At 40.7% G+C, this 14,138-nt stretch carries 12 protein-coding genes and 1 other RNA gene; 5 read left to right on the forward strand and 8 right to left on the reverse strand.

Features of this window, described 5'->3' with window-relative positions; genetic code table 11:
* Positions 1-93: 93 nt before the first annotated feature.
* Both ACFQ3S_RS00255 and ACFQ3S_RS00260 read right to left on the reverse strand, forming a co-directional pair.
* Positions 94-825: a polyprenol monophosphomannose synthase gene (locus ACFQ3S_RS00255; RefSeq protein ID WP_377160004.1), complete on the reverse strand. Its 732-nt coding sequence runs from the start codon at positions 823-825 to the stop codon at positions 94-96.
* A gap of 106 nt (positions 826-931) precedes the next feature.
* Positions 932-2,398, reverse strand: a complete 1,467-nt coding sequence (locus ACFQ3S_RS00260) for a POT family MFS transporter (RefSeq protein ID WP_377160006.1) — start codon at positions 2,396-2,398, stop codon at positions 932-934.
* A gap of 241 nt (positions 2,399-2,639) precedes the next feature.
* Between ACFQ3S_RS00260 and ACFQ3S_RS00265 the strand changes: the two genes are divergently transcribed.
* Positions 2,640-3,344, forward strand: a complete 705-nt coding sequence (locus ACFQ3S_RS00265; RefSeq protein WP_377160008.1) for a helix-turn-helix transcriptional regulator — start codon at positions 2,640-2,642, stop codon at positions 3,342-3,344.
* Between the two features lie 56 nt (positions 3,345-3,400).
* Here ACFQ3S_RS00265 and ACFQ3S_RS00270 read toward each other — a convergent pair whose 3' ends face one another.
* The 5 genes from ACFQ3S_RS00270 to ACFQ3S_RS00290 all read right to left on the reverse strand — a co-directional run bounded on the left by ACFQ3S_RS00270 (position 3,401) and on the right by ACFQ3S_RS00290 (position 9,487).
* Positions 3,401-3,778 carry a SnoaL-like domain-containing protein gene (locus ACFQ3S_RS00270; protein ID WP_377160010.1) on the reverse strand — a complete coding sequence of 126 codons (378 nt, stop codon included), beginning with the start codon at positions 3,776-3,778 and terminating at the stop codon, positions 3,401-3,403.
* A 429-nt stretch (positions 3,779-4,207) separates the two neighbouring features.
* The gene (locus tag ACFQ3S_RS00275; RefSeq protein WP_377160012.1) at positions 4,208-5,008 is read right to left on the reverse strand and encodes a murein L,D-transpeptidase catalytic domain family protein; all 801 of its coding nucleotides are present in this window, start codon (positions 5,006-5,008) and stop codon (positions 4,208-4,210) included.
* Positions 5,009-5,362: 354 nt separating this feature from the next.
* Positions 5,363-5,947 carry a nitroreductase family protein gene (locus tag ACFQ3S_RS00280; RefSeq protein WP_377160014.1) on the reverse strand — a complete coding sequence of 195 codons (585 nt, stop codon included), beginning with the start codon at positions 5,945-5,947 and terminating at the stop codon, positions 5,363-5,365.
* A gap of 304 nt (positions 5,948-6,251) precedes the next feature.
* The gene (locus tag ACFQ3S_RS00285; RefSeq protein WP_377160016.1) at positions 6,252-6,992 is read right to left on the reverse strand and encodes a peroxiredoxin family protein; all 741 of its coding nucleotides are present in this window, start codon (positions 6,990-6,992) and stop codon (positions 6,252-6,254) included.
* Between the two features lie 65 nt (positions 6,993-7,057).
* The gene (locus ACFQ3S_RS00290; protein WP_377160018.1) at positions 7,058-9,487 is read right to left on the reverse strand and encodes an alpha-ketoacid dehydrogenase subunit alpha/beta; all 2,430 of its coding nucleotides are present in this window, start codon (positions 9,485-9,487) and stop codon (positions 7,058-7,060) included.
* A gap of 146 nt (positions 9,488-9,633) precedes the next feature.
* Between ACFQ3S_RS00290 and ACFQ3S_RS00295 the strand changes: the two genes are divergently transcribed.
* The 3 genes from ACFQ3S_RS00295 (at position 9,634) to ssrA (ending at position 12,000) form a co-directional block, all read left to right on the forward strand.
* The gene (locus tag ACFQ3S_RS00295) at positions 9,634-10,032 is read left to right on the forward strand and encodes a DUF1573 domain-containing protein (protein WP_377160020.1); all 399 of its coding nucleotides are present in this window, start codon (positions 9,634-9,636) and stop codon (positions 10,030-10,032) included.
* A gap of 83 nt (positions 10,033-10,115) precedes the next feature.
* Positions 10,116-11,315 (forward strand): pyridoxal phosphate-dependent aminotransferase, encoded by a 1,200-nt coding sequence (locus ACFQ3S_RS00300; protein WP_377160022.1) that lies wholly within the window; start codon positions 10,116-10,118, stop codon positions 11,313-11,315.
* 316 nt (positions 11,316-11,631) lie between these two features.
* Positions 11,632-12,000, forward strand: a transfer-messenger RNA (tmRNA) gene (gene ssrA / locus ACFQ3S_RS00305).
* Between the two features lie 371 nt (positions 12,001-12,371).
* Here the strand turns inward: ssrA and ACFQ3S_RS00310 are convergent.
* On the reverse strand, positions 12,372-13,058 hold the full coding sequence (locus ACFQ3S_RS00310; RefSeq protein ID WP_377160024.1) for a DUF2971 domain-containing protein: 687 nt from the start codon (positions 13,056-13,058) through the stop codon (positions 12,372-12,374).
* 285 nt (positions 13,059-13,343) lie between these two features.
* Between ACFQ3S_RS00310 and ACFQ3S_RS00315 the strand changes: the two genes are divergently transcribed.
* Positions 13,344-13,976 (forward strand): hypothetical protein, encoded by a 633-nt coding sequence (locus tag ACFQ3S_RS00315; RefSeq protein ID WP_377160026.1) that lies wholly within the window; start codon positions 13,344-13,346, stop codon positions 13,974-13,976.
* The last annotated feature ends 162 nt before the right edge of the window (positions 13,977-14,138 follow it).

Genomic DNA, 14,138 nt, shown 5'->3' on the forward strand with positions numbered 1-14,138 from the left:
ACAACTCAACTTTTTTAAAGTTACAAATACTTTCAAAACCTATTTCTAAATTATCCGAATTTGATTTTATACTTTAGTAATTAAAGGCTTTTTTCACCCCTCCGGGTACTTCCTGAAAACGCTGTTGAGCTTCATTTGAATTACTCCTAAAAAAGCTTCGCGGAAAATATGGGTCGACATTTTAGAGACGCCCTCGGTACGGTCGGTAAAAATAATGGGGATCTCTACCACTTTAAAGCCGTGCTTAATAGTGGTGTACTTCATTTCTATCTGGAATGCGTAACCTACGAACTTGATCTTATGTAGCTCAATAGTTTCCAGTACTTTACGCTTGTAGCATACAAAACCGGCTGTAGAATCATGTATTTTAATGCCGGTTATTAAACGTACGTAGGCCGAAGCATAGTAGCTCATGAGTACCCGGTTCATGGGCCAGTTAACTACGTTCACACCTTTTACGTAGCGCGATCCTATGGCCATATCGGCACCCTCGGCGCAGGTTTCGCGCAGGCGCAACAGGTCGTTAGGGTTGTGCGAAAAATCGGCATCCATTTCAAATATATAGTCGTACTTGTGAGCAATAGACCATTTGAAACCATGAATGTAAGCCGTACCCAAACCCTGTTTGCCGGCGCGTTCTTCAATAAACAATCGCTCAGGGAACTCCGGCTGTAAACCTTTTACAATAGCACCGGTACCATCGGGTGAACCGTCGTCAATAATGAGCAAATGAAAATCGTGCGCAAGCGAAAGCACTTTGCGTATCATACGCTCAATATTTTCCTTTTCGTTATAAGTAGGTATGATGACTATGCTATCGGGCACGCGGTGTTAAGTAAGGGTACAGTTGGCAAAAGTAAGTATTTAACGCTTAAAATAACAAAGGCAGAAAAGCTAATGCCTTTCTGCCTCCGGTTAAATTATGTTAAATTTATAAATTAGTGGTTTCGGCAGCTACTTTGTTCTCGTCCTCGGTTACATAGTTACGTTCCTTTAAGCGGGGCGATACAAATACGTATAACAGTAAAAAAACGGCCATTAAGCCAACAAAAAACCAAAAGTAATTGGCACCTTCTAACTGGGCGAAAAAGCCTTTGTTAGAAATGCTGTTGTTTACATAGGCCACAAATAAATTACCTATAGCCACCGTAAGCAGCCAAATGGCCGACATGGTGCTCTTCATAGATTTTGGCGATTGCGTGTATGCATACTCCAAACCGGTAATTGATACCAGTACTTCACCCGCAGATAGTACCATGTAAGCCAATATTTGCCACCAAACCGATGGATGCTGACCCGCATCTACCCGGGTTTGTATTAAAGCGATAATTACGAATGATAGACCGGTTAAGGCTAAACCAACGCCTAAACGACGTAATGGCGTAGTTTTGAGCCCTATTTTATCTAAAAAAGGATATATCCAATAATTGAAGATAGGGATAAACGATAATAGGAAAACAGGATTAGCGGTTTGCACTTGCTCAGCCAATACTTTATAACCGAACATGTTTAGATCAAGTTCTTTAGCTTGTAAAACCCATTCGGATAGGCTTTGATCCCACATGGCCCAAAAAATGGGTACGAAAGCGAATACGGCCATTACACGCCATACGGCTTTAATGCCTTCTACTTTTTCGGCGTCATATTTTCCCTTGGCTACATCCAACAGGGCTTGTCCTTTTTGCTTTTTGCCGATGTTGAACAGGGCATATAGGGATATAAATACAAAATTGTTTTTGTTGATACCAGCAGGTGGAACTTTTACATACCGTTTACGACCTGAAAAGAAGATCAGGGTAGCAATGGCCATTAAAATACCCGGTACACCAAATGCCCATTTTGCGCCGTAATGCTCGTATAAGTAGGGTATAGCCAAGGTTGATAAAACAGAACCCGCGTTAATAGCAAAATAAAACCAGCCGTAAACCTTGGAGAGCAGACTTTGATTGGTACGGTCGAACTGATCGCCCACGTTGGCCGATACGCACGATTTAATACCACCCGCACCCATGGCAATCAAGATTAAACCATAACGGAAACCGGTTAAGTCGGTATCAAAAACGGCCAGGCACAAGTGGCCGAAGCAGTATAGGATAGATACATACAGAATTACTTTATACTTGCCGAAAAACCAATCGGCCGCCAGGGCACCAACAAAAGGCATGGCGTAGGCTAAAGCTACAAAAATGTGCGATATTTCGTTGGCTTGGGCATTGGCAACTGTTTTGAGGGCGGCACTGCCGGTGGGGTTAAAAAACTGGGCCACTAAAAAAGTTACCAGGATAGAGCGCATGCCGTAAAAGCTGAAACGCTCGGCCGCTTCATTACCAATAATGAAGGGAATACTTTTGGGGTATCGGGGTTTTACGTATTCGTCGGTAACTATATCTTTAACCATATATAAAATTAAAAAATTTTCTAAAAGTAGTATTTATCCCTTAAACCCGAATTATGTGTTGAAATCTTTACAAGTTACAACACTTATGTTGTGGAAACAAGGGTGGGGCGTTATTATGTTATAATATTGATTGATAAGTATGCTGAATTATAAAAATACTTATCGCTAAATACATTACATATTAATTTAATGAACCGTATTTTTATAATTTATACGTTACCATGATGTAATTATAATTAAGATGGAACATAATGAAATAAACAGGCTTTCACGGTTAACTTCGATCTTGATTCAATTGCAATCTAAAAGGTTAGTTACAGCGCCTAAACTTGCTGCTAAATATGGCGTAACGCCACGCACTATTTACAGGGACATGAAAGCATTGGAAACATCGGGTGTACCTATAGTTTGTGAGGAGGGCCGGGGTTACAGTTTGATGGAAGGTTACAGGATACCACCTGTTATGTTTACAATTAATGAGGCTAATGCATTAATTACGGCAGAATTTATTATCAGAGCGTGTAAGGATGAATCACTTATTAAGGAATTTTCTTCAGCCATTGAGAAAATTAAGGCAGTTATTCCAAATGCTTTAAAAGCTCAAATCGAAATACTTGAGCAAAAAATTGGGGTCACCAAAACCTATACAGATGTTGGTCCGAAAAGCAAGTACTTGTTAAGTATTCAAAAGGCTTTGACAGAACATCAAGTGATTACAATTAATTACATTAATGCAGCGCATAATTTATCGGTAAGGGATGTTGAACCATTTGCAGTTTACAGTAATCAAAATGATGAGTGGGTACTTGTGGCTTATTGCCGGTTAAGAAAAGAATTTCGCACATTTTCGTTAACAGGGATACAGAAACTTTCTTTGGCTGACGAAAGTTTTGATCCTCATTCCATAACTTTCGCTGCATATAGAAAACAAGCTTATGGTAAATAAAGATGGCAAAAACAGTACACTATTTATGCCATCTTTAAAATTAAATTATTAGAGAATTAAAACTCAAAATCGTTATAGAAAAACTGTTCTTTAACTATTTTTCCATTTTTAACTTCAAATACCGCAATCTCCTCTTTTGTTTTTTCTTCGCCGTTTAATGTAAAGCTAAAACCCATGGCGCAGGTAAAGTGAAAAGTAGAAATTAAAGGCTTACTGCAAAAACCTCCATACATATCATTATACATGGTAAAAAATTGCGCTTCCTTTTTTTCATAAGCCTCGGTGCCTTTAACAATTAGTTCCAGACTCGAATTGTTTTCTGGTTCTATACTTACAATGTCTGTAGCATATAACTCTTTCTTAATTACATCAATTTGTCCCCGTTGTGCCAACTCGTAATAGCGATTGGCCACTTCTTCAGTTTTTGTTTTCATAATTTTTTTATGAAGCAAAACTATGAGTCGTAAAAGACAGCCCTATGTCAAGGGTATAAATATTTAACTTGCAGCTACGTTAAAATTATGTGTAAGCACATCAATAGTGAACTGTTACAATGAAATTAAATATCCTTTTTTAGGAAGCCGGAGAGCTAATTCTTTCACTTTATAACCCGGTTCCTATTTACAATCGCCTGTTTCTTGGGTAAATAGTATATCCACCGGGGGCGGTACATTTCACATGTGGAGTTTGTTTTTGTACTGCTATTTACCGTTTCAAAAGTTTATGGTGGAGTAAGTAACAATAGGGCCGTAGGTTTCGGTTTAGTAATTCACATTGTTTGGTTACTAAAGCTATTAGCCGCTCTTAAAATGAAAAACCCATGTAGGTTATACATGGGTTGCAAAAAATATTTTATAAACAGTTTAAAAGCTGGCTTTGGTTAGTTGTACCGCACTATCGGGCTGTGAGGCAAAATTGGGTAAAAAATCCTGATTTAAATATTTTGAATTATAATTGCTTACGTTGGCATTTACGTAAATCATATTCTTTCCTTTAACCAGGTCGATGATTTTGTTAGAAACCTCGGGAGATACTGCAGGGCAACCATGGCTACGGCCCAGGCGGCCTAATTGCTTAATCGTATTTTCGCATACATAATTAGCGGCATGCAAAACCACAGCGCGTTCGCGGGCATGGGTGTTAAAACCGGCATCCATACCGTCCAGCTTTAACGAACGGCCATGTTTGCCATAATAAACTTCGTTGGTAACATAAAACCCAAGGCTGCTCTGGTGCGAGTTATTATCGTCGGAAAATTGCGTGGCTATGTTATCGCCGCTACCCTGGCCGTGGGCAACCCAGGTGTTTAGCACCAACTCTTTTTTCAGCAAATCAACAATCCACATCCGTTTAACAGTACTGGCTTTATTAAAATCTATAACGGTAATAACTTCACTTTTTTTAGATAGCTTTTTATTTTGCTTTAAATTGAAATAACCGGTAACCGCTTTTTGAAATACATCGTAATCCAAGCCATGCATTTTAAGATCTGCCGATTGGTAAATATCTGTTACATAGCTGGAGAACGCCGAGTTTACGTTTTTGGCTTTATCTTCTACCTTAATGGCCGAAGTAGCTTTCTTAACCGTTGCCGACCTGGAACTGATAATGGCAAAACTGAATATTACAAGTAGAGTAACTGCTAACCAGATTCTTCTTTTCATAGGTGTTTTTATGGTTTTTATCATCCTCAATTAAAAGGTTTACAATATATCCGGCTATAATAATTATGACACTCTATCACAAATATACTTAATACCTAATTTTTACGGTCACTTAATTCTCATATATAAGGTGTGTATAGCGCAAATGGTTTTTAAATTCTTACAAATATTTCACTATTGTTAAAAATTATAACTACAGGCCATACAATATTAACTTTAAAAGGGTTAATGGTGTAACTTTTAGGTGGTGATACGTATGGTAAAAAAAAGCACTGGTAACCAATGCTGGTTGCCAGTGCTTTTACGTATTGGTAAGCCTGTTTGTTATAAGTTAACTATTAATGGTAGAGCGTTTTACTGCACCCATTTAATTTTTTCTTCCAGCGGTGTTTTGCGCACACCTTCGGGATGAACATCGCTGTAACCCAGGTACAATACGCCCAAAACCTGATCTTCGGCGCCTAAGCCTAAAAACTCTTTCATAATAGGTTTCAAGGTTGCACCGCCAGTACTCCAAAACGAACCGATATTTAATGCAGCGGCTCCCAATAGTAAGTTTTGTATAGCGCACGATGCAGCGGCGATCTCTTCTACCACAGGTAATTTGGAGAGTTCGCTGCGGTGCATAATAGCTATTACAACGTGCGATGTATTGTTACCCAAGTTAACCAGGTTGGTGTAAGTAGCCGGATTAAAGTTACCTGCTGCTTCGGCCGCTTCTTGGTATAACTCGGCATGTTGCTGGGTAAAGGTTAGCGGGTTTTCGTACACTACAAAGCGCCAGGGCTCTGTAAAGGCGTGGGTGGGAGCCCAATCGGCCAGTTCTAATAAAGCGGCTACGTGGCCGTTAGGTATTTTTTGACCGTTCATGGTACCGGGTTTAATGGTACGACGGTTCTTGATGTTTTCGGCTATGGTGGTGAAAGTTTGACTATCCATTCAGTTATAAAGTTTTGCTTTTATTGCGGCAAAAGTAGGGTATTTAAGTTAAAGGTGGATGGTAAAGTATTCCACACGCGTTTTGTGTTTTAAAGTCGAGGCCGATGAATATCGGCATCTCTGCGGAAAGGTGAATGATGGTCACTGCGCCCACTTACTTAGTATGTGGGATGCCGATAGCCATCGGCATGACTCGAATATCAGGTGTTTGCGTTAGGGGCAGAAGCGGATACCAGCCATGTGCGTAAGGCCTGCAGGCGTATGAGCGGATGACCCGGCCCGGAGGGAAACGCCATAATATTTATTATTGCTGTAATACAGCTTTGATAGTGCTTTTAAAAGATGGCAGAGTAGTTTGCCCGGCGCCAGTGGTCGAATATCGGATAATGTGGCTCTTATCGGTAACCACGTAAGATGGCATGTGGTTAAGCTGGTAGGCATTGTAAACCGAATGTGCCTGGTTTAAAAACTGCGCATATAAAAGCGGCTTTTCTTGTAGCTTGGCTTGTGCAACTTGCTTGCTGTCTCTGCTTATCGCCAAAACCACCAACTCTTCGGGGTTGTGTATTTGTTTTAAAAAGTTATTAATGTCGGCAAAACTTTCGGTGCAGGGCGGGCAACCGGCAGACCAGAAAATAAGAACGACTACCTTATTGTATAACTCTTCAGGTTTCATTGCCGCTAATAATGGCTTTACATCCAGTTGCATACCTTCTTGTAGCAGCGGACTTTTAATGAGCGTAAACTGCTTTATGGTTAAATACCTATCGTTCTGTTCCTGCACGGTTAGGCGTTTGAGAAACCTTTTAGCAGCCGGGTCGCCGGGCATGCCGCCTTTGTAACTTATGGTATAATCGCCCGAGTTGAGCAGCTGCTGGTATTGATAATAACGCAAACTTTTACCTTGCTCGTCATACACAACCGCATTAGTATCTAATCGCAAGCTTAGTTGAGTGGTTTTTGTATAAGTGCGTCGAACGGTGTCCTGGCTTCGGGCATATTTGCCAATCATCATTACAAGGCATAATATGTAAATACTCTTCATGAGTTTAGGGTAAACATACGTATTGTAAAAAAGGTCCTCCGTTTTGGGAAGACCTGAGTAATTTGTTAATAAATTGCTGGAAACTTAGCCGGGTTGCTTTCGTGCATCATAGCGTAAACGGCTTCTATAATATCATCTATAGAAGGTTTTGTAAAGTAATCGCCATCTGAGCCGTAAGGCGGGCGGTGAGCTTTTGCACACAATGTTTTAGGGGCCGAATCCAAATAGGCATAACCACCCTGAACTTCCAGTATGTTTTGCAATATATATGCCGAACCACCGCCCGGTACATCTTCATCAACTACCAACAGCTTGTTGGTTTTTTGCAATGAATGTACACAATCTTTATCCAGATCGAAAGGGTAGAGGGTTTGCGGATCAATAATTTCGATGCTGATGCCCATAGCCGTCAGTTCTCCGGCAGCTTCCTGTACAATGCGCAGGGTAGAACCGTATGAAATAACGGTTACATCATTTCCCTGCAACATTACCTCGGCTTTGCCTAATTGTACGGTGAACTCACCAATGTTCGATGGCAATTTTTCTTTTAAACGATAACCGTTCAGGCTTTCTATTACAATAGCGGGTTCATCGCCCAGCAAAAGTGTGTTATACATACCGGCAGCCTGTGTCATGTTACGAGGCACACAAATGTGCATACCACGTAGGTTTGCTAATAACGATGCCATAGGCGACCCCGAATGCCAGATACCTTCTAAGCGGTGACCACGGGTACGCACAATTAATGGTGCTTTTTGTCCGCCGCGGGTGCGGTAGCTCAGGCTGGCCAAATCATCGCTTAATACGGTAATGGCCCAAATCCAGTAATCTAAATATTGTATCTCGGCAATAGGTTTCAGGCCGCGCATGGCCAAACCCATTCCTTGCCCTATAATGGTGTTTTCGCGGATGCCGGTATCGGTAATCCGAAGATCGCCGTACTTGGCCTGTAAGCCGGCAAAGCCTTGGTTCACATCGCCTATGGCGCCCACATCTTCGCCAAAGGCTACAATGCGTTCGTCGCGTTCAAAGGCGGCATCAAAGGCGGCGTTTAAAATTTCGCGGCCGTCCAGTAGTTTGGCATCGCTATTATATTGAGCAGGTACAACCGGTACCAATAACGGCGATTGCGGTGTATCGCTGAATAATTTAGAGTTAAAACGTTCGGCGTTTTCTTTCAGCTCGCTGGCTAACCAGTCCGTCAGGTTTTTACGCTCGGGCTTATCTTCCTTATTCGTTAATCGCAGGGCTTTACGCACCGAGCTAATAATTTCGCGTCGACCCGGATCAACCGTTGCGCGCAGGGTAGAAGCTACGGTTGAAAGCTCGTCGACCGATGAATGCTGCGCCAGTTGCTCAATTAAAGCGGCGGCTTCTTCGAGTTCAGTCTTAATTTCGGTCGATAGTTCGTTCCAGGCTTCGCGCTGGCTGTTGCGCACGTGCTTTTTAGCAGTTTCTTCCAGTTCATCCAAATCCTGCTCGGTCATAATGGCCGAGTTGATCATCCAGTTGCGCATTTGCAACAGGCAATCGTGTTCAAGTTCCCAGGCAAGGCGGTCGGCCGGTTTATAGCGCTCGTGCGAGCCCGAGGTGGAGTGGCCTTGCGGCTGGGTAATTTCGGTAACGTGTATTAATACCGGTACATGTTGCGTGCGGCAAAGCTCAATAGCTATGGCGTAGGTTTCGCAAAGGGCAACATAGTCCCATCCGCGCACCTTAAATATTTCGTAGCCGTTGGTGCCTTCTTCCCGTTGAAAGCCTTTTAAAGCTTCAGATATATCTTCTTTAGTGGTTTGTAAACTTGCCGGAACCGATATGGCGTAGGCATCATCCCAAATGGAAATAGCCATTGGTACCTGCAATACACCGGCAGCGTTAAAGGTCTCTAAAAAAATACCTTCGGAGGTGGAACCGTTGCCGATTGTACCAAAAGCTACCTCATTACCGTTCACCGAAAACTGTTTTAAGCTTTCGAGCTCCTTGTTTTGACGATATAGTTTTGAAGCATAAGCCAAACCCAGTAAACGCGGCATGTGCCCGCCGGTGGTAGATATATCCGCCGAGCAGTTCATGGTTTCGGCCTGGTTTACCCAGGAGCCATCGGGGTTGGCAAAGCGTGTAGCGTAATGACAGTTCATTTGACGGCCTGCCGATGCCGGGTCTTTTTCAATATCGGGGTGGGCGTAAAGCTGCGCAAAAAACTCTTTGAGCGTGCTCATGCCGGTGGCAAACATAAAGGTTTGGTCGCGGTAATATCCGGCTCGCCAGTCGCCTTTTTTAAAAGCCTTAGCCATAGCCAGCTGGGCTACTTCCTTTCCATCTCCAAATATCCCAAACTTGGCTTTACCGGTAAGCACCTCGCGGCGGCCCAGTAAGCTGGCCTGCCGGCTTTCAAAGCCAATGCGATAATCGTTTATAATAATTTGTCTGAAATCATTAAAACTCAATTCGTGCTCCGTAAAATTGCCCGTAGCCGGTAATGTGCTTTCTGGCATATATTATTCGTTTAGGCGGTAAAAATAAAAAATTCTGTATTGAAATCTGTTGTAAAAACGTTTATGCATTGTAACATTAAATAGTATGCATGATTTTTGTTGTAAGTTAAACTATTAAATTATATTTGTGTCAAACTACAATGAATATGAAAAAGCTGATCGTACTATTTGCTGTAATTATGGGTTTCACTATTACAGCATCTGCACAGGACAATAAACCTGAGTTTAAATTTAACGAGGAAAAACACGATTTTGGTAAAATAGCCAAGGGTAAGCCTGTTACCACTATTTTTGAATATACCAATGTAGGGGTGGAGCCTCTTATTATAACTGAAGTAAGACCAACTTGCGGCTGTACTATTGCCGATTATACCAAAACACCGGTATTAAAAGGTGCTAAAGGTACTATTTCGATCACTTACAATGCTGCCGTAGCTTCTCCGTTCAGCAAAACTATTGTAGTAACATCAAACGCTAAAACACCAGTTAAAAACCTGATCATCTTGGGTGAAGTAGTAGAATCGCCGGCACGTACCAGTAAATAAGAATACCATTTTAAACGATATTTATGAGAGGCGCAAATTTTTGCGCCTCTCTTTGTTTACCTGCTTTTTTGTAGTTTTGCCGTATGCCAAAAATCTCTCAAAAAGGTGAGTACATGCCCGCCTCGCCCATACGTAAGTTAACTCCCTTTGCCGAAAAAGCCAAGCTGGAAGGTAAAAAAGTATATCACCTGAACATTGGTCAGCCCGATATTGAAACGCCCGAAGGCATGCTGAACGCCGTTAAGAACATCGACTTTAAGGTTTGGGCGTACACGGCATCAGAGGGTACATTATCGTACCGTAAAAAACTGACCGAATATTATAACAAGCTCCATTATAATTTATCGCCCGAGAACTTCATTGTAACCACCGGTGGCTCAGAAGCTATCACTATAGCCATGATGACCTGCCTAAACCCGGGCGATGAAGTAATTATACCCGAACCATTTTACGCCAACTATAATGGCTTTGCCTGCCAGAGCGATATTGTGGTGAAGCCCATCCTGTCGTTTATTGATAATGGTTTCGCGTTGCCTGCTATCAGCGAGTTTGAAAAGCTGATCACCGATCGTACCAAGGCCATTATTATTTGTAATCCCAATAATCCAACTGGTTACCTGTACTCTAACGAGGAAATGCAGGCTTTAAAGGAACTGGTATTGAAATATGATCTGTACCTGTTTTCGGACGAAGCCTATCGGGAGTTTTGCTATGATGGACGCGAGTTTATATCGCCCATGCACCTGAGCGGATTGGAAGAAAACGTAATTGTAATGGATACCGTTAGCAAGCGTTACAGTGCCTGCGGCGCCCGTTTAGGCTGCTTAATTACCAAGAATAAAGCCGTATTACAAGCCGGTTTAAAATTTGCCCAGGCACGCTTGAGTCCGGGTTTGGTTGAGCAAATAGCAGGGGAGGCCGCCGTTGATACCCCGGACAGCTATTTTGAAACTGTGAATCAGGAATACACGCACCGCCGTAATATATTGGTTAGTGCCTTAAACAAAATGGAAGGTGTGTTTTGCCCTAACCCGGGCGGTGCATTCTATGTAGTAGCCAAATTTCCGATTGATAATTCGGATAAGTTTTGCCAGTGGATGCTGGAAGATTTCAGCCATAACAATGCCACAGTGATGATGGCTCCGGCTACAGGTTTTTACAGCACACCGGGTGCCGGCCAAAACGAGGTACGCATGGCCTACGTGTTAAACAGCACCGACCTGCAAGCGGCATTGGTTTGTTTGGAAGAAGCGTTGAAAGTTTATCCGGGTAGGGTAGGATAGTTAGCAAAATCTTTAGAGAAAAGTGTTCATGAAACAGTTTAGAAACCGTTCACGTGTGAACACTTTTTGGTCAATAATTGCACAAAATAGTTCTCATGAGTAAGTGAGAAATTGTAATAAAATGAAGAAAAATGAAGTTTTTTGAAGTTTAGCGAGTATATACGAACACTTTATGCGTGAACACTTTGCTTAAAAACTTTAAGGTGGCTGATCGGTTAGTATCCAATCAATATCTTGAATTCACTAATACTGGCCTAAATTTTGTATATTTGTCAATACTTAACTGCTACTGCAAATTAGGACTACTATAAAAAATGGGGTCGACCGGAATTGACAGGATGGAGATAAGTAAGTAAGCATGCAGCGCGTTGGGCGAATTAGCGCTATAATCAGAACGCTCAAACCTTCAAATGGCGAAAACAACTACGCCTTAGCTGCCTAATTTAGAATTAGCATAGCTTTTGTCCCGCCGGTTTTCCGTTTCATCGGATCGGTATATGGGGCATCGAAAGATGAAACTGGCCAGCTTAGCGGTGTGATAAGCAGGTAAGATAAAGCACCTAAGGAAGAAGGTATAGGTGAGCTACTGACCTTCCCCTTCCTAACAATTTAACAGAGCTAAGCATGTAGAAAGCTTACCTTATACCATGTTTGGACGAGGGTTCGAATCCCTCCGGCTCCACTGAAAGAAAACCGAACCTAAAGTTCGGTTTTCTTATGCTATTAAAACATTATAATTCATTGATTTTTAGATGCTTATATATTATAAGCAGTACTCGAGGGTTCGAATCCATCTTTTCTAAAATTGCACTTATCCTTGTCTATAATTAGATCTAAACTTTTGGTAGTTAGCGAGTTTTAACAGTTTTTGGTTTACAGACGTTAACAAATCTTTCAAAAGCGCTCAAATTTTTTGTGGCAGAATAGTGGCAGTTTTTTTCAGGTTTAAAAACTGCCACTAATTCATCAGATATAACATGTTAACCTGAATAATTTCAATATAGTTATCAAAAAAAAATTGGCTGGTTTCGCTGCCAAACCTAACTATAGTGCTTACTAATAATCTTCGTTTGATGTCCAAAGTTTTCCATCTTTCCGACTTAATCGCCATCTGTTATATTCATCATTCTCATAAATTAATGTATAAAGCTTGATCGGCGTATCTTTGATTAACGTTTCTATTGCAGGAATGTAATGGCGGGGAAAACCCAGTCCAAGGTGAATTGCTTTTAAAGAGGTACCATATGGCAAATACAAGTTTTCTTTATGATTCAGAAATAGTAAACGCATTTCATCCTCTTTCTCCCAAAAGTGCGATTTATGAAAAACAACTTCGTGGGATAAGACAGGCAAATAGTTACTTGAATTTTCGTCAACTGTAAGCCTTACATCCCAATTAATCCAAGGCTTTTTCTTGCTGCTTTTAGTAAAGTTGACATTTTGCAACATACATTCAGTTTTTGGAAATTTTTCATTTTCTACTGTTACCAAAACCTCACCATCAAATTCTAAACATACACCACGTTGGTTATCTGCATAATGAGCCCACATCATCTCATTGTTCCAACCTTTTTTTTGAGCTCCAAAAAAGCAAATTACTTGAAAGGGTTCTTTGATCATCTGACCAAATTTATATTGACAATCTATGTGAGTACTTTTATTATAGTAGCCAGGAAAGAGTATCTCAAATGGAAGATTTATACTACCCATCGACCATGGATAAGATTCTTTGGGATCATCCATTTGACTGAATTGTTTGAACGAAGTGTTTTTGACGGTAGGATGTACTCATGAGTGTAGTTCCGATGATGGTAATATAAACCAAGATGAAGTTTTTGTAGATTTTATTCAGTTAAAATAAATGATGACATGGATGGAGCAATCTTTTCAAAATATCAGGCGGCACCAAGGGATGCCGGATGTAAAACTTTAATCATAGCCGTTGATGGTTATAAATAATGATATATAACCGAATTTAATATCTAATTAAACATTATTTTTACTCACGTAACCTAACTTATCCTCAACATGCCTATACGACCTTTCTCTGGAAACACTTTTGTTGCTTTCATCGATATATCAGGATTCAAATTAATGATGAACAATAATAACATTGCTTTGCGAGCGCTTACGCAATTTTATCAAGCTGGCTATGATGCTTTAGATGAAAATGGTTCAGTTCAAGGTTTTTTTGTATCCGACTGCGGTATTTTATTTAGCGATCACCATGATTCGACTATCCAAATGGACGAACTTCTTATCGCAATTAAGCAAATTAATAGAAGAATGCTTACGCACGACATAATGCTTACGACATCTATCTGTTATGGTCATTTCAGTTATACAAGTAAATTAGAATTTCAGGGAATTGATAAGAATCCAATTTATGGAGATGCATATTTAAATGCATATTTAGATAACGCTAATGGCAAGCCTAAAATTGAACCGGGCCAATGTAGAATCCTTTTACAAGGAATTGAAGAGGATCAAATTGCAGAATTGATGACCAATCAATTTCTTCTGCGGAAAGGTCATAATCATTTGTACTATTATTGGAGCTTAAATGATTCTATACATATTCAGGCATTTGAAAGCCAATACAAAGATTCTTACAACAGAAAGTTTTTGGGTATGATTGAAGCTTTAAAGCGTAATTATTAGTAAACAGCTCATTAAATCATAAAAAAATCATGTGAATTACAAAAACTTTTTTAAGTTTATATTACCTAACCAATAACAATTTATGAGTTTAATTAGTACAGCATGATGGAGATAGCCACTTGTACAAATCACTTCGTAAACTAACTTCCCGCTGTAATGGAT

Origin of the sequence: Mucilaginibacter terrae (assembly GCF_042679325.1) — a bacterium.
GTDB lineage: Bacteria > Bacteroidota > Bacteroidia > Sphingobacteriales > Sphingobacteriaceae > Mucilaginibacter > Mucilaginibacter terrae.

What these genes read in the sequence shown, in the direction of transcription:
- ACFQ3S_RS00290 (WP_377160018.1), bottom strand. Translation starts at nt 9,487, where the DNA reads ATGCCAGAAAGCACATTACCGGCTACGGGCAATTTTACGGAGCACGAA.
- ACFQ3S_RS00295 (WP_377160020.1), top strand. Translation starts at nt 9,634, where the DNA reads ATGAAAAAGCTGATCGTACTATTTGCTGTAATTATGGGTTTCACTATT.
- ACFQ3S_RS00300 (WP_377160022.1), top strand. Translation starts at nt 10,116, where the DNA reads ATGCCAAAAATCTCTCAAAAAGGTGAGTACATGCCCGCCTCGCCCATA.
- ACFQ3S_RS00310 (WP_377160024.1), bottom strand. Translation starts at nt 13,058, where the DNA reads ATGGATGATCCCAAAGAATCTTATCCATGGTCGATGGGTAGTATAAAT.
- ACFQ3S_RS00285 (WP_377160016.1), bottom strand. Translation starts at nt 6,992, where the DNA reads ATGAAGAGTATTTACATATTATGCCTTGTAATGATGATTGGCAAATAT.
- ACFQ3S_RS00280 (WP_377160014.1), bottom strand. Translation starts at nt 5,947, where the DNA reads ATGGATAGTCAAACTTTCACCACCATAGCCGAAAACATCAAGAACCGT.
- ACFQ3S_RS00315 (WP_377160026.1), top strand. Translation starts at nt 13,344, where the DNA reads ATGCCTATACGACCTTTCTCTGGAAACACTTTTGTTGCTTTCATCGAT.
- ACFQ3S_RS00265 (WP_377160008.1), top strand. Translation starts at nt 2,640, where the DNA reads ATGGAACATAATGAAATAAACAGGCTTTCACGGTTAACTTCGATCTTG.
- ACFQ3S_RS00275 (WP_377160012.1), bottom strand. Translation starts at nt 5,008, where the DNA reads ATGAAAAGAAGAATCTGGTTAGCAGTTACTCTACTTGTAATATTCAGT.
- ACFQ3S_RS00260 (WP_377160006.1), bottom strand. Translation starts at nt 2,398, where the DNA reads ATGGTTAAAGATATAGTTACCGACGAATACGTAAAACCCCGATACCCC.
- ACFQ3S_RS00270 (WP_377160010.1), bottom strand. Translation starts at nt 3,778, where the DNA reads ATGAAAACAAAAACTGAAGAAGTGGCCAATCGCTATTACGAGTTGGCA.